Source organism: Nocardia suismassiliense, from assembly GCF_900269665.1.
In the GTDB taxonomy this organism is placed as follows: domain Bacteria; phylum Actinomycetota; class Actinomycetes; order Mycobacteriales; family Mycobacteriaceae; genus Nocardia; species Nocardia suismassiliense.
On record NZ_LT985361.1, the window covers coordinates 6,337,555 to 6,354,838 of the forward strand.

Sequence of the window (17,284 nt, forward strand, 5' to 3'; positions counted from 1 at the left end):
TACATCGCTAAGGGTGCCTCGCGAAACGGCCAGGTCACCCCGGCGATCGGGGTGACATCGGGATGTCCGCACAAAAGCCTCACCGAAAATCAAACGCCCACTTCACACCCCCTGCTCAGGGTCGGCGTCGTGAAATCGGGGCTCATTCCTCGCCGTATGCCGCGAAATCTGCGGCGGGATCGCTTACCGCCGAAACGATTTGCACGACGCGTTCCGGCAAACGTCACCGGTCATGAGTCGGCCGAGGTCGAAAGAATGGCGACCGGAAATGGCGCGAGCACTATCCCCCGGCAACGGACGACGGCGCCGCCTGCGATTCGAGGGTGTGCAACACCCAGCGATCCTTTCCATCCGCCTTGGCGCGATAAAGCGCGCTATCCGCCGCATCGAGCAACGCCTCGGCCTGCGTGCCGACCACAGCCATCAGCACCGCACCGATACTGGCCGACATCCGCAGCCGCAGCGCTCCGATGGAGAACGGAGCGACGAGCGCCGATTGCAGACTGGTCGCCACGGCGGTCACTCCGGAATGGTCGGCCGGCGGCGGAATGACCGCGACGAACTCGTCACCACCGATGCGCGCGACCGGGCACCGGAAATCGAGCACGCTTTCCTGCAGCCTCGACGCCACCGCCGCCAGCACCCGATCACCCGTCCCGTGCCCGTACCGATCGTTGACGGCCTTGAACCCGTCGATGTCGATGAAACACAACCCGACCCGATCATCGATGTCCGCCGTGGCGATCATCGCCTCCACCCGTTCCAGCAGATGCCGCCGGTTCGGCAATCCGGTGAGCAGGTCGTGCCGAGCCTGCCGATGTAGTTCGTCGCGCAGCCGATGCTGCTCGGTCACGTCCTCCCCCACCGCGAGCAGATAGTCGTCCTGCCTGCCCACCCCCTTGACGAAGGTGATGGCGAACGCGGCCCACCCATAGCTGCCGTCGGCGCGCACGAGGCGTTGTTCCAGCTTCACCGTGCCCTTCCCGTTCGGCACCAGCTCCCCGTACACCAGGGTGCGGATGTAATCCCGGTCGTCGGGGTGCGCGAAGTCGTAGACCGATGTGCCACGCAGTTCGTCGACCGGCACGCCGAGCATGTCGGTCAAGCCGCGATTGGCGTCCAGCAGAGTGAAGTCGGTGTCCACGATCGCGATCGCGACCGCCGCATTGTCGAAGACGACCCGGAACCTGTCGTCCGCCGCGCGGCGGGCTTCCTCCCGCGCCTGTTCGACCGATTGCCGTTCGAGGAAGAACTGCCGATGCAGCTCCGCCCCGTAACCCTGGCCGAACGCCGCGAGCAGCGCGGAGAGCCGGTACCCACACTCGGGATGCTGCGCACCCAACCGGTACAACACCTTTGCCGACGCGACCGGCACCTCCGAACCCAGCACGCCGGCCGCCACCAGCGCGGCACCCGCATCCGCGGCGACACTCGCGTCGAACGGATCGGCGTGCAGCCCGGCCACCATCTCCCCGACCAGGCTGGCCAGCAAGCGCAGCGTCTCATGGGGTGGCACCGGCATGCGGCACACCGTGGACAGCGCGTGCCACCACCCGTGCGCCAGTACGTTTCGTTCGGTCTCTTGCACCACGACCCCCTGCTAGTTCGGCCGTCGCTAACCCGCTCGACAGTGACACGTCTAGCACGCGTGGAATCCGTTCGCACGGAAGTATTCCCAGTGTTGGCCAAAGCATCAGGTCGGTGCTGTTCGAGAGTTACCGATTCGTGCTGCAAGTTGACGCACCCGAGCTGACCAGGGTGGACCGGGTGCTCAGGCAGCCCGCTTGTCACGATTGGGAACACTTTCGCTCCACATTCGTAACGAGAACCAGCGTTCAGGCGACTCTGCTATCACAAGCAACAATCGCGCAGTGGATACTGAGCAGCCACAACAGATTACGGTTGCCCCTCGCCGGAATCTCACTGAAAGAAGCAGGACGATCAGCCGCCGACAACCCCGAGGTCAGGACCGTAAGCGCCCACTGTGGATGCTCGGCCTGATCGCTCCCTCGTGTGCCTTACTGCCCTCGCAGCTCGTGCTGCACACCGGCGCGCCCGTGTTCTGGTGGATCGGCCCGGTGATCGTATTGATCGCGATCCCGGTGCTGGACTGGGTCGTCGGCGAGGACGGTGCGAACCCGCGCGACGAGGATTACGAATTGCTCTCCGGCGACCGGTATTACCGCTGGTGCACCTACCTGTTCCTACCGATCCAGCTGTTCGGGCTGGGCATCGCGTGTTACCTGTGGGCGGGCGAGCAGCTCACGATCGTCGACAAGCTCGGTCTGGCCGCGACGCTCGGCTTCGTCAGCGGGATCGGCATCAATGCCGCGCACGAGCTCGGGCACCGGGTCGAGCACCTGGAACGCTGGCTGGCGAAAATCGCGCTCGCCCAGTCGGCTTACGGCCATTTCTTCGTCGAACACAACCGCGGTCACCATGTGCGGGTCGCCACGCCCGAGGATCCGGCCAGCGCCCGGCTCGGTGAGTCGCTGTGGGAGTTCCTGCCGCGCAGTGTGCGCGGCGGTTTCCGGTCGGCGATCCAGCTCGAGCGGGAGCGGCTCACGCGCAAGGGCCGGGGCTGGTGGGACGCGGACAATCACATCCTGCAGGCGTGGGCGATGAGCGTGCTGCTGTTCGGCACATTGGTCGCGCTGTTCGGCTGGCAGATCCTGCCCTGGCTGGCGCTGCAGGCCGTGATCGGCATCGGGCTGCTGGAGACGGTGAACTACGTCGAGCACTACGGCTTGTTGCGGGCCCGCCGCAGCGACGGCAAGTACGCCAGGTGCTCGCCGCGCGACAGCTGGAACAGTGACCGGCTGGTCACCAACATCTTCCTGTTCCATCTCCAGCGGCACAGCGACCACCACGCCAATCCGGGACGCCGGTACCAGACGCTGCGCAGCTCGGCGCACGCACCGCAACTCCCGGCCGGCTACGCGACGATGGTCCTGCTCGCCGCCGTCCCGCCGCTGTGGCGCCTCGTGATGGACCACCGGGTGCTCGCCCACTACGGCGGCGACATCACCCTCGCCAACGTCCAGCCGCCTAAGCAGGGACGCCTGCGCGCCACCCTGGCCTACCGCCGCGCCACCGGCTGAGGGGCGGACGTTCGCGACCGCCCGCCTTGATCAGACCCGCTCTGCCGAGCGCGTGCGCACGCGCAGGGCGATGGGCTTCTGGGTTTCGGCGAAGAAGTCGTTGCCCTTGTCGTCGACGACGATGAAGGCCGGGAAGTCTTCGACCTCGATCTTCCAGACGGCTTCCATGCCGAGCTCGGGGTATTCGAGCACCTCGACGGACTTGATGCAGTCCAGTGCGAGGCGGGCGGCGGGGCCGCCGATGGAGCCGAGGTAGAAGCCGCCGTGCTCGTGGCACGCCTTGGTCACCTGGGCGGAGCGGTTGCCCTTGGCCAGCATGACGAAAGAGCCACCCGCGGCCTGGAATTGGTCGACGTAGGAGTCCATCCGGCCCGCGGTGGTCGGCCCGAACGAGCCGGACGCGTAACCCTCGGGGGTCTTCGCCGGGCCCGCGTAGTAGACGGCCATCTCGCGCAGGTACTCCGGCATCGGCTCACCCGCGTCGAGCCGCTCCTTGATCTTCGCGTGCGCGATGTCGCGGGCCACCACCAGCGGACCGGTCAGCGAAAGCCGGGTCTTCACCGGGTATTTCGACAACTCGGCGCGGATCTCCGCCATCGGCCGGTTCAGGTCGATCCGCACCACATCGCCGCCGAGGATGGACTCGGTCTGCTCCGGCAGGTAGTGCGCGGGCTCCCGCTCCAGCTGCTCCAGGAACACGCCCGCCGGGGTGATCTTGGCCAGCGCCTGCCGGTCGGCCGAGCAGGACACCGCGATGGCCACCGGGCAGCTGGCGCCGTGCCTGGGCAGCCGGACGACGCGCACGTCGTGGCAGAAGTACTTACCGCCGAACTGCGCGCCGATGCCGAAGGATTGGGTGAGCTTGAACACCTCTTCCTCCAGCTCCAGATCCCGGAACCCGTGCGCGGCAAGCGATCCCTCGGTGGGCAGGTTGTCCAGGTAGTGCGCCGAGGCGTATTTGGCTGTCTTCAAAGCGAATTCGGCGCTGGTGCCGCCGATCACGACCGCCAGGTGGTACGGCGGGCAGGCCGCGGTGCCGAGCGAGCGGATCTTCTCGTCCAGGAACTCGAGCATGCGCGTGGGGTTCAGCACGGCCTTGGTCTCCTGGTACAGGAACGACTTGTTCGCCGACCCGCCGCCCTTGGCCATGAACAGGAACTTGTACATCGGATGCGCGGGATCCCCTGGCGCGGAATACAACTCGATCTGCGCGGGCAGGTTGGTGCCGGTGTTCTTCTCGTCCCACATGGTGATCGGGGCGAGCTGGGAGTAACGCAGGTTCAGCTTGGTGTAGGCGTCGAACACGCCGCGGCTGATCCACTCGGCGTCGTCGGCGCCGGTGAGCACGCCCTCGGACTTCTTGCCCATGACGATCGCGGTGCCGGTGTCCTGGCACATCGGCAGAATGCCGCCCGCGGAGATGTTCACGTTCTTCAGCAGGTCCAGCGCGACGAAACGGTCGTTGCCGCTGGACTCGGGATCGTCGATGATCTTGCGCAGCTGGGCCAGGTGCGTCGGGCGCAGGTAGTGGCTGATGTCGTGCATCGCCTCGGCGGTCAGCAGGCGCAGCGCCTCCGGCTCCACCTGCAGGAAGGTCCGGCCGTTGACCTCGAAGGTGCTGACGCCCTCGGTGGTGAGCAACCGGTACGAGGTGTCGTCGGCGCCGATCGGCAACAGGTCTGAATAACGGAAGTCCGGCGCGGTCACGGGACGCACTCCTTCGGGCTGGGCCTTGGCTGTTGCTCAGCCGGGCTGGTCACAGGCACAGCGAGCGTATCCACCCCGCAACGTCACACGATGCTTAGGCAAGGCTTATCTCTGGGAGTTGCCACAAAAGGTTGCACGTTCAACCCCGGGGGTGCTACCTGTCGTCTCACACAAAACGATCGGACGTCCAAGCGTCCGTTCGCCGCAACAACCGTCGCGCGACGCACAACGACGCGCGACAATGTATGACACGCCAGAGTTTGGAGCGCTATCGTGACCGATCCCCATTGGCTCGATGACGTCGAAATGCGCGCCTGGGTGGGCTTTGTGCGCACCCGCGACCTCATCGCGGCGGCGGTCGGGCGGGACTCGACGCGGGAGTCGAACCTCACCTACGTCGAATACTCGGTGCTCGCCTTCCTGAGCAAGTCCGCGGACCACCGCTGCACCTTCGCCGACCTGGCCGCGCAGCTGGAATGGTCGCAGAGCAGGCTCTCGCATCAGATCACCCGGATGGAGAAGCGCGGGCTGGTAGTCCGCGAGCCGATCCCCGACGACGCGCGCCGCACCGCGGCCCGGCTCACCCCGCGCGGTGCCGAGGTGCTGACCGGTGCGGCGCCTGCGCACGTGGTCAGCGTGCGCAAGCACATGATCGACGTGCTGGACCGGCAGCAACTGGCCGCGCTCGCCGACATCTACGACACGCTGCTCGCGCATCATCGACAGCCGGCGAACGACAACTGACCACTCAGGCGGAGGTGGGTGCGGCCACCGCGCGTACCGGCGCGGCAGGCACACCCAGCGCGCGCTCGAACCCGTCCGGCACCACGAGATCGCCGCGATCGAGTTCCGCCACACTGGTTTTGCGCAGACCGAGCAGCGCCGAGTCGATGCCTCCGCGCAGGATGTCCAGGACGTTCTCCACGCCCGCTTGACCATTGGCGGCCAAGCCCCACAGGTATCCGCGCCCGATCATCACCGCGCGAGCGCCGAGCGCCACCGCCTTGACCACATCGCTGCCGCGCCGGATGCCGCCGTCCAGCACCACCTCGATCTGCGAACCGACCGCGTCGGCCACCGCGGGCAGTGCCCGGATGGCGGCGGGCGTGCCGTCGAGGTTGTTGCCACCGTGGTTGGATACCGAGATCGCGGCGACGCCCGCGTCGACCGCACGCAGCGCGTCATCGACCCGGATGACGCCCTTCAGCATCACCGGCCCGCCCCACTGCTCGCAAATCCATTGCACGTCAGCCCAATCCGGCGGCGGCGTGCCCATCCACTCGCCGTAGGCGCCGAAGAACCCGGGGGCGGGGCCGTCGCCGAGCGCCATGTTCGGCGCGGTGAGATCCGGGATGTGCCCGGCCTTCGCGTAGGTCGCGAGCCAGCGCGGCCGAGCCAGCGTCTGCGGCGCGAACTTCAGCATGGTGCGCAGGTCGAGCTTCTCCGGGATCACCGGGCTGCCCCAGTCCCGGCCGTGCGAGAACGACCAGTCCAGGGTGAGGATCAACCCCACCGCGCCTGCCGTCTTCGCCCGGTCCATCCGCTGCAGGATCTCGTCTTTGCTGCCGCACCAGTACATCTGGAAGAAGGTCGCCGGGTTGGCCGCGATCACCTCTTCGATCGGCTTGCTGGCAAAGGAGCTGAGCCCCATCGCGATGCCGCGCGCCGCCGCCGCCCGCGCGACGGCCACCTCGCCGTCCGGGTGCACCGCCTGCACACCGGTGGGCGAGATCATGACGGGCATCGAAAGCTGTTGACCGAGCACGGTCGTCGACTGGTCGCGGGTACCGATCGGGCCCGCGACGTGCGGGGCGAAGCCGAGTTCGGTGAACGCCTGCTGGTTGTCCTCGATGGTCTGGCCGCGCTCGGATCCGGCGATCAGCGCGCCGTACACCGATTTGGGCAGTCTCTTCTTCGCACGCCGCTGCGCTTCGGCAACGGTTTCGAACCACGGGTTCATGGTCGGACGGTCCTTTCCAGGGCAGCTACCGGCCACCACAGCCGGGTTCGGTCGAGCAGATCGGTGGTCAGGTGGTCGAGCAGAGTCGCGCCCTCGTCGGCGGTCGCGCCGGTGGGATCGCCTAGCACGCCGTTGGCGCTGACCGAGCGAACTCCGGCGTCGCGCAGCAGCGGCATGAGTTGGCTGAGCGGGCGTACGTCGCCCGCTTCGGCGCGGTCCAGCCGCACCCGATCGGGCGTGAGTGCCAGTTGCACAGCGGTTTCCGAGCGGCCCGCGTGCAGATCGCCCTGGTAGCGCGGCAGATACACACGAACGTCCCGGGATTCGCTGCGCAACAGGGTCTCCGCGCGCCGCAATGGTTCGAGGTTGCCGCCGTGCCAGTTGACCAGCAGGATGCGGTCGACAGTGTCCGTCGCCGAACGGCACAGCTCGACGACGAGCAGTTCCAGCGCGGCCTGCCCGATGGACAGCGTGCCGGGAAAGCCCGCGTGCTCACCGCTCGCCCCGTACGGGATCGCCGGTGCGACAAGCACATCCGGGCGCAGCGCGGCGAGGCGTGCGCACAGTGCCGCGGCGATGTCGGTGTCGGTGGACAGCGGCAGATGCGGGCCGTGCTGTTCGGTCGCGCCGACCGGAACGGCGAGAATCGCGCCTGCGGCGGCCCGCTCCCCCGCCTCGGGCCAGGTGAGATCGGCCGCCACCCGGCTCCGCGAACCGTTCGCGCGACCACGCGGAGCGTCCGCGACACTGTGGTCCGCGACACTTTCGAACATATCCGGAGATTATCGTCAGCCACTGACATAATCAATACCCGTGACAGCCAGGACCACCCGCGGTCGCCCGCGCGGCACCACCAAACGCGAGCTCGAACTGATCGCCATGCGGCTGTTCACCGAGCAGGGCTTCGACGACACCACCGTCGAGCAGATCGCCGCCGCGGCGGGGATCAGTGGCCGCACCTTCTTCCGCTACTTTCCTACCAAGGCGGAGGTGCTCTGGTACCAGTTCGATGACGAAGTCGCCGCTCTGCGCACCGCGTTCGCCGCCGTGCCCGACGATGTTCCGATGATGACCGCGGTGCGCCGAGTTGTCGTGAACGCCAATCGGTATCGGGCCGAGGACGTGCCCGAGCTACGTACCCGCATGCAGTTGGTCGCCACCAACCCGGCCCTGGCCGCCACCGCGGGCGCGCACTACGACGCGTGGGAACGCGCGGTCAGCGACTTCGCCGCGCGCAGGCTGGGCGAACCGGACAACGCGCTGATCCCGCTGGCCGTCGGCCGCACCACCCTGGCCGCCGCCCGCGCCGCCTTCGACGCCTGGCTGGCCCGCGCCGACGCGGATCTCACCGTTTACCTGGAGGCCGCGTTGAGTGGGCTGGAACGCGGTTTCGCCCCACCACCGTGAATCGCACGCGAACAACCGGCAGGTTTCATCCGCAACCGGGTTGGGGTATGACTAGGCTCGGTGTCGGTCGCACGACCGAACGATCATCCCGACTCAAACCGTCGAAAGGGGCAGGAGTTTTCATGTCCGAGGTGTCCATGAGCCTTTCGGCGGATTCGCTGAGCGGACCGGTCGACAATCTGCTTCCGCAGTTGGTCGAGCATCTGCGTCAGAATCGCACCGCCCTGCGCGAAGAGTGGGCTCGGCGGATCACCGACGCCCAGCTCCTGACCGCGATGACCCCGGAGGAGATCTTCTCCGAGGCGACCTCCGTCTACGACAACTACGTCGAGGTGCTCGAGACCGGTAGCGTCGAGGCGCTGCAGGCCTACGCCCGCGACCTGTCCGAGCGCATCATTCCGAGAGGAGTCGAGACCGACGAGGTCCTCGGTATCGTGCTCCTCCTGCGCGACGTGCTCGCCCGCTCGCTGTTCGAGAAGTACCAGGCGGACTTTCAGCTGCTCAACGCGGTGCTCGACGCCTACGAACCGGCCGCGAACCGCATCGCCAATACGGTGGGCGTCTCGTTCGTGCAGGAGCGCGAGCGCGTCATCCGTCAGCAGCAGGAAGCCATCCGCGAGCTGTCCACCCCTGTTCTGCAGGTGCGTGAACAGCTGCTCATCCTGCCGATCATCGGTGTGCTGGACAGCCAGCGCGCCCGCCAGCTCACCGAGCAGCTGCTGCGCGCCATCCGGGCCAACCGCGCCAAGGTGGTCGTCATCGACATCACCGGTGTCCCGCAGATCGACTCCACCGTGGCCAACCACCTGGTGCAGACCGTCGACGCGTCCGGCCTGATGGGCGCGAACGTGATCATCACCGGCCTGTCCTCGGAGATCGCGCTGACACTGGTCACCATCGGCTTGGACCTGTCGAAGATGAACGCGGTCGGCGACCTCCAGGGTGGCATCGAAGAAGCGGAACGTCTGCTGGGCTACGAGGTTTCCCGAGTCGCCGAGCGGGTCACCGAACGCGACGGCCGCTAGATCGGGGCGGGCAGATGCCGGTACCGATTCTCAAACAGGGCACCTATCTCATCGCGTCGGTGCAGTCCGCGCTGACCGACGCCGACACCGAACGCCTGCAGGACGACCTGATGAAACAGGTCAGCAAGTATCGAGCGCACGGCATCATCGTCGACGTCACCGCGATCGACATCATGGATTCCTTCGCCGCGAGATCGTTGCGTACCATCGCGCACATGACGCAGCTGCGCGGCGCCGAAACGGTGATCGTCGGGCTGCAACCGGAAGTCGCCTTCGCCATGGTGCAACTCGGGCTCACGTTCGAGGACATGCACACCGCCCTCGACCTCGAAGAGGGCCTCGCCTGGCTCAACAAGAAGACGGCGAGCCCACGCCAGCGAGATGGTCGTGACAGTGGCCGCTGAGAACCTGGTGATCGCGGTCAGAGTGTCGGGCGACATCGTGATCGCACGTCAGGCCGGCCGCGAACTCGCAGCGAAGCTCGGATTCACACTGACAGACCGCACCATGATCTCCACGGCGATCTCCGAAATCGCCCGCAACATCACCAGTTACGCAGGCAGCGGCGAGATCCGGCTGCTGGTCGACGACCGGGAGGGCCGGCAGGCCCTGGTGGTACAGGCCGAGGACCAGGGCCCCGGCATCCTCGACATCCCCCGCGCGCTGGAGGACGGCTACTCGACCGGGCGTGGCCTGGGACTCGGTCTCCCCGGCGCGCGCAGGCTGATGGACCGGCTCATCGTCGACTCGGCACCCGGCAAGGGCACGTTGGTGGAGATGTGGAAGTGGGTACCCAACGGTGCATGAAGACGGGTTCATCGGCCGAATCGAGTGGGCGGTGGCCGGTCGCGCGCTGCCCGGCCAACGCGTCTCCGGTGACCGCGGCCTCATCCTCGACACCGGCGGCGGCACCGTCCTTTTCGCCGTGCTGGACGGACTCGGGCACGGTGCCCCCGCGGCCGACGCCGCCGACCGCGCCGCGCAGGTGCTCTCGGAGAACCGCGCCGAACCGCTGGACGTGCTGATGGTGCTGTGTCATCGAGCCATGGCCGACACCCGCGGTGCCGCGGTCTCGCTCGCCTTGTTCGACCCCGGCGACACGGTGCGCTGGCTCGGCGTCGGCAATGTCGAATCCCGGGTCCTGACAGTTACTCCCGCAGGACTCGCCAGTCGCGCGAACATCTTGCTCACCGCGGGAATCGTCGGCTACCGACTGCCGCAGAATCTGCAACCGCAGACCATTCATGTGCGCCCCGGCGATCTGCTGCTGATGTCCACCGACGGCATCGTCAGCGAATCCGCCGATGCGATCGATCTCTCGAAGTCCACCGCGGAGATCACCTCCGACATCCTGGCCAAGCACGCCAAGGACACCGACGATGCGCTGGTGCTCGCTGCCCGCCACCGCGGCTCGGCGCAAGGCCTGCCGTCATGAGGGGCCGCGCCGTATGACAGCACTGGCCGACTTCCTCGACGAGTACGCGAAAGCCCTACGGCGGCACCTGGATTCACCGAGCCAGGGCACCTTGGCGGAGGGCTACGAGCTCGGCCGGCGAGCGTTGGTCGAGGGCATCAGCCTGCTCGATCTCAACGAAAACCACTTCCGGGTGGTGCAATCCGCCGAGCACGCGGCCGGCATCGGCGGCGGCGACTCGCGACTGGCCGAGTCGGCGCTGGAGTTCCTGCTGCAAACCCTTGCCGCACTGGACATCGCGACCCGCGGTTACCTCGACGGCGTCGGCCGGTACGAGCAACAGCGTACGCGCGCAGACGATCTCGCGGGCCGCGACGCCTTCCGCGCCGCGCTGGTCGAGTCGCTGCAGGACGGGTTCTTCGTCGCCGACTCGCACGGCGCCATCATCGAGGTCAACTCCGCGTTCGGCGCGCTGACCGGATACGGCGCCGCCGACGTGCCCTACCCGCTGCCGCATCCGTGGTCGATGCCGGACGGCCCGCGCTACCCCGATCTCGGTACCGAGGCACAGCGTTTCGTCATTCCGATCCGGCACCGCGACGGCCGCACCGTATGGCTCGCGGTGAGCACCAGCGCGCTGATCAAGCCCGAGAACAACGAACGCATCTTCGTCGGCACCATCCGCGATGTCACCGCCGAGCACGACGCGCAGGCCCGCGATCAGGCGGCGTCCCGGCTGGCCACCGCGGTGGCCGCGGCCACCAGTGTGGTGGAGGTGCTCGCCGTCGGCCTCGACGAGGTGCGGCGCACGGTGGGCGCGCAGACCGCGGTGGTGGCGGTGTGGCCGAGCAGACACGTCGAGCCGGAGGTGTACGTCTCCGGCGCCGAGGGCGCGAACGGTCCGGAGAACGCCGAACTGGACGCGCGGGCGCGGGCCATGCTGGAACGGGCCAGACGCAGACCCGGCCGCAGCCTGTTCGCGATCCCGGAGGGCACCGAGAGCTCCGAGGGCATCGTCGCCCCGCTCGGCGAAACCGGCGACGCCGCACTGTGGTTGAGGTTCGCCGCGCCGCGCGCGATCAGCGCCGCCGACTGGACGCTGTTCTCACTGCTGATCGGTCATCTGAGCCTCGCGGTACAGCGGGCGCGCAACTTCGACCAGGCACGCTCGACCTCACTCACCTTGCAGCGGGCCATGCTCGGCCCGATCGAACTGCCGCCGCGGTTCTCGGTGCATTACGAGCCCGCGCTGCCGCCGCTGGAGATCGGCGGCGACTGGTATGACGTGGTGCCGTTGCGCGACGGCACCATCGGCGTGGTGGTCGGCGACTGCGTCGGCCGTGGACTGTCCGCCGCCGTGGTGATGGGGCAATTGCGTACGGCCGCAAGGGCATTGCTCTTGCGCGGGGCCGGTCCCGCGCAGTTGCTCGCCGAGCTGGACACCGTCGCCGGACGCATCCCGGGGGCGATGTGCACCACAGTGTGCGCCGCCGTCCTCGATCCCGTGCGCGGGCTGGTCCGCTATAGCAGCGCGGGCCACATGCCGCCGATCCTGGCCGATGTCGAAGCGACCGGGCGGTTGCTTGAGGGCGGTCGCTCGGTTCCGCTGGCCACCTTCGATCCGCCGCGCCGCCCGGAGGCGACCACCGCGTTGACGCCGGGGTCGACGCTGGTGCTGTTCACCGACGGGCTCGTCGAACAGCGCGGCATCGACATCGACGACAGCTTCGCCAAGATCGCCGCCGTGCTCGCGGACACCTCGGCCAAACTGCCCAGGGAAGTGGCCGACGCGGTGCTCTCGCGCCTGCGGCCCGCCGCCGGATACGACGACGACGTCGCCATGGTGGTCTATCGACAGCCGCCCGCACCGCTGCGCCTGGAGGTCCCCGCGCACCCGGATGAGCTTGCGGCACTGCGCCGTACGCTGAAAGCCTGGCTCGCCGCCGCCGCGGTGCCGCACGATCTCGCCTCCGATCTGGTCGCCGCCGCGAACGAGGCATGCAGCAACAGCATCGAGCACGCCTACCGCAACGGCGCCGTGCCGAGTGGCCGCCCCGCGAGCACCGATCGCTCGATGGGCCGCGTCAGCAAGACCCTGCGCGACCCCGCCGCCGACATCAACCGCGTCCAGTTGAGCGCAACCTGCAACACCGAGACCGTGGTGATCACCGTCACCGACGCGGGCAGCTGGAAGCCGCGCTCCGCCGATCCCGGCTATCGCGGCCGCGGCATCGACATGATGCGCGCGCTCACCGAGGAACTCGACATCGACCACACCGGACCCGGCACCCGCGTCCGCATGTCGGTGACCCTGCCCGCCATCACCTTCCCGGTGGCCAACCCGCTGCGCGGCACCAACCGCCACCTGTAGGGAACGCAGCGTCCTTTTACCGCCAGCACCGGGCTGTCGGCGCGCGGCATCGTTGGCGCATGCATCGTGTTGTTGATCTCAAAGTTCTCTATTTCGGTACGCCGGTGGTGTTGATCGGCACCCGGAATCCGGACGGGACGGCAAATTTGGCGCCGATGTCGTCGGCCTGGTGGCTCGGCGATCAGTGCATGCTCGGGATGGGTACCAGGTCGCAGACGTCGCGGAATCTGGCGCGCGAGCGGGAATGCGTGCTGAATCTGCCGTCCGCGGACCTCGTCGAGGCGGTGGACCGGCTGGCGCTGCTGACCGGTGCGCCGGAGATGACGCCGCACAAAGTCGAGAAGGGGTACCGGTACGAGCCGGACAAGTTCGGGGCCGCCGGGCTCAGCCAGGTGCCCGGCGAGGTCGTCGCAGCGCCACGGGTCGCCGAATGCCCGATTCAGCTCGAGTGTGAGCTCGTGTCCGCCGCGCCGTTCGGCATTGACACCGGGGCCACCGCACACACCGTGCGGGTACTGCGCGCGCATGTGACCGACGAGCTGATCACTCCGGGCACCGACCACATCGATCAGCTGCGCTGGGATCCGCTGATCATGAAGTTCTGCGAGTTCTTCGGCGGCGGTACGCAGCTGTTCCCCTCGCGATTGGCCGAGGCGTGGCAGATACCGCGCCCGGCGACCAGCCGTTGAGCCGACCGGCCGAATGCTTCTATTGCGAAGCGCCACAACGGCAGGTTCGACCGGCGACCTTACGGTAGTGTTTGACCTTATGAACGCGCCGAGGTTGCGAATTCGCCGCTACTTGTGTGTTGTGATGTTGTGACCAACACTTCCGGAGACGCGTATCCCCTCGCGGACACGATGACCACCACCGTCGCCTCACAGGATGGTGCGACGGTCCTCACGGTGGTCGGCGAGGTCGACCTGGCAACCGCCCCCGCGCTGGAGAGCTCGATCGAAGCGATCCTCGACGGCAAGCCCGCGGCCCTGATCATCGATCTGACCGCAGTCAGCTTCCTCGCCTCGGCGGGGATGGCCGTGCTTGTCGCAACACATCAGCGTGCGGGTAAGGAAACCGCGATCGCCGTCGTCGCCGACGGCCCCGCCACCAGCAGACAACTGCGGATGACCAACCTCGATCAGGTCTTCGCCGTGCACTCCACGCTGCAGGAGGCGCTCGCGGGGTTCCAGAACCGCTGAGCAGTCAGCTAGGCCAGGCACCTGAGCAGTTCCTCGACCAGGTGCCGAGCAGTTCGCTCGGTTAGATGCCGAGCAGGCCATGACCCAGGCACTGGGCAGCCCTATGACATCAGCGACATCGGCGGGCAGGGCGATAAACCCTGCCCGCCGACGTCATCGGTGGCTCAGCAGAGCTCGCGCAGCTGCTCGATCAGCTTGACGCGCTCGGCCGGGGTGGCGGCCATCGGCGCGACGTTGAGCACGGTGACGCCAGCCTCGGCGAAGGCGGCGACCCGTTCCTTGACGTAGCCGGCGGATCCGATCAGCGAGGTGTCGCGGGCCAGGGCATCCGGAACGGCCTTGGCCGCCTCTTCCTTCTTGCCCGCCAGGTAGAGCTCCTGAATGCGGTCGGCCTCGGCGCCGTAGCCGTACTTGGTGGCCAGCGTGTGATAGAAGTTCTTGCCCTTGGCGCCCATGCCGCCGATGTAGAGGGCCAGGTGCGGCTTCACGAACTCCAGCAGCGGCTCGACGTCGTCGCCGATGGCCAGCGTGGGGCTCGCGTAGACGTCGAGGTCACCGAGCTGCGGGTCCCGCTTGGCGAAGCCGGCGTCGAGCGACTCGCCCCAGATCTGCTTCGCCCGCTCCGGCAGGAAGAAGATCGGCTGCCAGCCCTCGGCGATCTCGGCGGTCAGCTCGACATTCTTCGGGCCGATCGAGGCGAGCAGCACCGGAATGCGTTCGCGCACCGGGTGATTGATCAGCTTCAGCGACTTGCCCAGGCCGGTGCCCTGCCCCTCGGGCAGCGGGATCTGGTAGTACTTGCCGTTGTACTCGAGGCGGTCGCGGCGCCACACCTTGCGGCAGATCTCCACCAGTTCCCTGGTGCGCCCGATCGGCGCGTCGTAGGGCACGCCGTGGAAGCCCTCGATCACCTGCGGGCCCGACGCGCCGAGGCCGAGGATGAACCGGCCGTCGGAGACGAAGTCGAGGCCGGCCGCGGTCATCGCGGTCAGGCTGGGGGTGCGGGTGTAGATCTGCAGGATGCCGGAGGCCAGCTGCAGCCGCGTCGTCTTGGCCGCGAGGTAGCCGAGCGCGCTCACCGCGTCGAACGAGTACGCCTCGGGCACGAACACGATGTCCAGTCCCGCGCGCTCCAGGTCGGCGACTTCCGCCGCCGCCTCTTTGAAACCGCCCGAGTAGTTGATGCTCAATCCGATCCGCATAGCACTCAACATAACGGCGGCTATGGGTCGGCGCCGCACCGGACCGTGCTACCGGGGCGGTCCCGCAGCAAACATCGTCGGCCAACCGGTAGCGTTGACCGCGCACTCCCCGCCCACGCCGCTCTCTGAAAGGCCTCTGACCCGTGTCGCAGCCGAGCACATCGTCCCAGGAAACTGCGCCCTCGTTCGGCGAGGCCACGCTCGCGCAGTACCTGTCCGAGCTGGCCGCCAAGGTGCCCGCGCCCGGCGGTGGCGCCGTGGCCGCGCTGCACGCCGCGCAGGGCGCCGCGCTGGTCGCGATGGTCGGGCGCTACACCACCCGCGCCAAAGATGCCGAGAACCGCCCGGTGGTCGACCGGATCATCGAGGCCGCCGACGCCGCCCGCGCGCGTTCGCTCGCCCTCGCCGACGCCGACGCCGCCGCGTTCACCGCGGTCGGCGCCGCCTACAAGCTGCCGAAGAGCATGCCGGAGGAGGAGGCCACCCGCACCGCGGCCATCAACGCGGCGCTGATCGAGGCCGCCCGCGTGCCCGCGACCGTGGTCGACGAGGCCGACGAGGTGCTCTCGCTGGCCACCGAGCTGTTCCCGATCGGCAACCCCAACGTGGTCACCGACATCGGCGCCGCGGCCGACGCCTGCCGCGCGGCCGCCGCCAGCTCGCAGCTCAATATCGAGATCAACGTCGCCTCGCTGCCCGCCGCGGACGGGGACCGGTTCGCCGCCGTATTGCTGCGCATCGAAGAAATCGTCGCGCGCGCCGACGGCCTGCACGCCGACGTGGTGCACGCGGTTCGCGGTTAGGTCTGGGTTTCCGTACCGGACGGCCGGGTATGTCGGCGAAGACAGCCGACAGAGCCGAGGAGGTAGCCGTGCAGATCGGATACAAGCTGGCCGCGGAGGCATTCGGGCCGAAAGAGCTGATGCGCCAAGCGGTTCGGGCGGAGTCCGCGGGATTCGACTTCGTCGAGATGAGTGACCACTACCACCCCTGGCTCGACGTCCAGGGGCATTCACCGTTCGCGTGGACGGTGCTGGGCGCGATCGCCGCGCAGACCGAGCGGATCGGGTTGGCGACCGGGGTGACCTGCCCGACCGTCCGCTACCACCCGGCGATCATCGCGCAGGCCGCGGCGACGCTGGCGCTGGTGTCCGATGGGCGGTTCACCCTCGGCGTCGGCTCCGGTGAGCGGTTGAACGAGCACGTCGTCGCGCGGGAGTTCCCCGAGGCGCGCAAGCGCCAGGAGATGCTGCGGGAAGCACTGGAGATCATCCGCCTGCTGTGGCGCGGTGGTTATCAATCCTATGACGGCCGCTATCTGTCTTTGTCGGACGCGCGAGTCTTCGACCTGCCCGACGAGCTGCCGGTGATCGCCGTCGCCGCCAGTGGTCCGCCGTCCGCGCGCATCGCCGCCGAGCTCGGCGACGGATTGTTCGCTACCGAGCCCAAATCCGAGATCGTCGACCGCTACCAGGAAGCAGGCGGCAACGGACCGCGGTACGCGGAGGTGCCGATGGCCTGGGCGTCTGACGAGCAGACCGCCGCAAAAGCCGTCCTCGAAACGTCGCGCTGGGCATTGACCGGCTGGAAGGTGATGAGCGAACTGCCCAACCCGGTCAACTTCGACGCCGCGTCCAAGACCGTGCGCATCGATGACGTGCTCGAGCAGTTCGCCTGCGGACCCGATCCGGCCCGTTATGTCGAGGTCGCCCAGCAGTTCGTCGACGCAGGCTACGACCACCTGGTCATGCAGAACGCCGGACCGGATCCGGACGGTTTCATCGACTTCTTCCAGCAGGAACTCGAACCCCGCTTGCGCCAGCTCACCCCGCGCTGAGCGCGCGCGGTCAGGCGAATCCATTCACGATCGAGGGACGTGCGGGCGGAACCCAGGTGCG

General features: G+C 68.0%; 17 protein-coding genes. 12 read left to right on the forward strand and 5 right to left on the reverse strand.

Annotation, left to right across the window (positions count from 1 at the left end; genetic code table 11):
- Positions 1 to 280 precede the first annotated feature (280 nt).
- Entirely contained in the window at positions 281 to 1,591 is a 1,311-nt protein-coding gene (locus DBO33_RS27975) for a sensor domain-containing diguanylate cyclase (protein WP_234391081.1), read from the reverse strand.
- A 397-nt stretch (positions 1,592 to 1,988) separates the two neighbouring features.
- Between DBO33_RS27975 and DBO33_RS27980 the strand changes: the two genes are divergently transcribed.
- Positions 1,989 to 3,101, forward strand: coding sequence for an alkane 1-monooxygenase (locus DBO33_RS27980; protein ID WP_107657737.1), 1,113 nt, complete (start codon positions 1,989 to 1,991; stop codon positions 3,099 to 3,101).
- A gap of 30 nt (positions 3,102 to 3,131) precedes the next feature.
- On the opposite strand, the gene DBO33_RS27985 is transcribed toward DBO33_RS27980, so the two are convergent.
- A complete protein-coding gene (locus DBO33_RS27985; RefSeq protein WP_199856784.1) occupies positions 3,132 to 4,808 on the reverse strand; it encodes a fumarate hydratase in 1,677 nt (558 codons plus the stop codon).
- A gap of 273 nt (positions 4,809 to 5,081) precedes the next feature.
- On the opposite strand from DBO33_RS27985, the gene DBO33_RS27990 reads away from it, so the two are divergent.
- Positions 5,082 to 5,552 carry a MarR family winged helix-turn-helix transcriptional regulator gene (locus tag DBO33_RS27990; protein ID WP_107657739.1) on the forward strand — a complete coding sequence of 157 codons (471 nt, stop codon included), beginning with the start codon at positions 5,082 to 5,084 and terminating at the stop codon, positions 5,550 to 5,552.
- 4 nt (positions 5,553 to 5,556) lie between these two features.
- Here DBO33_RS27990 and mftD read toward each other — a convergent pair whose 3' ends face one another.
- Both mftD and mftE read right to left on the reverse strand, forming a co-directional pair.
- Positions 5,557 to 6,768 carry a pre-mycofactocin synthase MftD gene (mftD, locus tag DBO33_RS27995; protein WP_107657740.1) on the reverse strand — a complete coding sequence of 404 codons (1,212 nt, stop codon included), beginning with the start codon at positions 6,766 to 6,768 and terminating at the stop codon, positions 5,557 to 5,559.
- Positions 6,765 to 7,541 (reverse strand): mycofactocin biosynthesis peptidyl-dipeptidase MftE, encoded by a 777-nt coding sequence (gene mftE, locus DBO33_RS28000; RefSeq protein WP_107657741.1) that lies wholly within the window; start codon positions 7,539 to 7,541, stop codon positions 6,765 to 6,767. Before mftE ends, mftD begins: the two co-directional genes overlap by 4 nt.
- 40 nt (positions 7,542 to 7,581) lie before the next feature.
- Here mftE and mftR point away from each other — a divergent pair, with 40 nt between their 5' ends.
- From mftR to DBO33_RS28040, 8 genes are all read left to right on the forward strand, one after another.
- Positions 7,582 to 8,175: a mycofactocin system transcriptional regulator gene (gene mftR / locus DBO33_RS28005; RefSeq protein WP_107657742.1), complete on the forward strand. Its 594-nt coding sequence runs from the start codon at positions 7,582 to 7,584 to the stop codon at positions 8,173 to 8,175.
- Between the two features lie 122 nt (positions 8,176 to 8,297).
- A complete protein-coding gene (locus DBO33_RS28010) occupies positions 8,298 to 9,200 on the forward strand; it encodes an STAS domain-containing protein (protein WP_107657743.1) in 903 nt (300 codons plus the stop codon).
- A gap of 14 nt (positions 9,201 to 9,214) precedes the next feature.
- Positions 9,215 to 9,604 carry an STAS domain-containing protein gene (locus DBO33_RS28015; RefSeq protein WP_107660644.1) on the forward strand — a complete coding sequence of 130 codons (390 nt, stop codon included), beginning with the start codon at positions 9,215 to 9,217 and terminating at the stop codon, positions 9,602 to 9,604.
- Positions 9,582 to 10,007: an ATP-binding protein gene (locus tag DBO33_RS28020; RefSeq protein ID WP_107657744.1), complete on the forward strand. Its 426-nt coding sequence runs from the start codon at positions 9,582 to 9,584 to the stop codon at positions 10,005 to 10,007. The genes DBO33_RS28015 and DBO33_RS28020 overlap by 23 nt, the downstream gene beginning before the upstream one ends.
- A complete protein-coding gene (locus DBO33_RS28025; RefSeq protein ID WP_107657745.1) occupies positions 10,000 to 10,635 on the forward strand; it encodes a SpoIIE family protein phosphatase in 636 nt (211 codons plus the stop codon). The genes DBO33_RS28020 and DBO33_RS28025 overlap by 8 nt, the downstream gene beginning before the upstream one ends.
- 13 nt (positions 10,636 to 10,648) lie before the next feature.
- Entirely contained in the window at positions 10,649 to 12,985 is a 2,337-nt protein-coding gene (locus tag DBO33_RS28030; protein ID WP_107657746.1) for a SpoIIE family protein phosphatase, read from the forward strand.
- A 59-nt stretch (positions 12,986 to 13,044) separates the two neighbouring features.
- A complete protein-coding gene (locus DBO33_RS28035) occupies positions 13,045 to 13,674 on the forward strand; it encodes a flavin reductase family protein (RefSeq protein ID WP_107657747.1) in 630 nt (209 codons plus the stop codon).
- A gap of 171 nt (positions 13,675 to 13,845) precedes the next feature.
- Complete coding sequence (locus DBO33_RS28040; RefSeq protein ID WP_107660645.1) at positions 13,846 to 14,184, forward strand: STAS domain-containing protein; 339 nt, start codon at positions 13,846 to 13,848, stop codon at positions 14,182 to 14,184.
- Between the two features lie 164 nt (positions 14,185 to 14,348).
- On the opposite strand, the gene DBO33_RS28045 is transcribed toward DBO33_RS28040, so the two are convergent.
- Positions 14,349 to 15,386 (reverse strand): LLM class F420-dependent oxidoreductase, encoded by a 1,038-nt coding sequence (locus tag DBO33_RS28045; protein WP_107657748.1) that lies wholly within the window; start codon positions 15,384 to 15,386, stop codon positions 14,349 to 14,351.
- 143 nt (positions 15,387 to 15,529) lie between these two features.
- On the opposite strand from DBO33_RS28045, the gene DBO33_RS28050 reads away from it, so the two are divergent.
- Together DBO33_RS28050 and DBO33_RS28055 are read left to right on the forward strand one after the other, a co-directional pair.
- A complete protein-coding gene (locus DBO33_RS28050) occupies positions 15,530 to 16,189 on the forward strand; it encodes a cyclodeaminase/cyclohydrolase family protein (RefSeq protein WP_107657749.1) in 660 nt (219 codons plus the stop codon).
- A gap of 68 nt (positions 16,190 to 16,257) precedes the next feature.
- Complete coding sequence (locus DBO33_RS28055; RefSeq protein WP_107660646.1) at positions 16,258 to 17,223, forward strand: TIGR03557 family F420-dependent LLM class oxidoreductase; 966 nt, start codon at positions 16,258 to 16,260, stop codon at positions 17,221 to 17,223.
- The last annotated feature ends 61 nt before the right edge of the window (positions 17,224 to 17,284 follow it).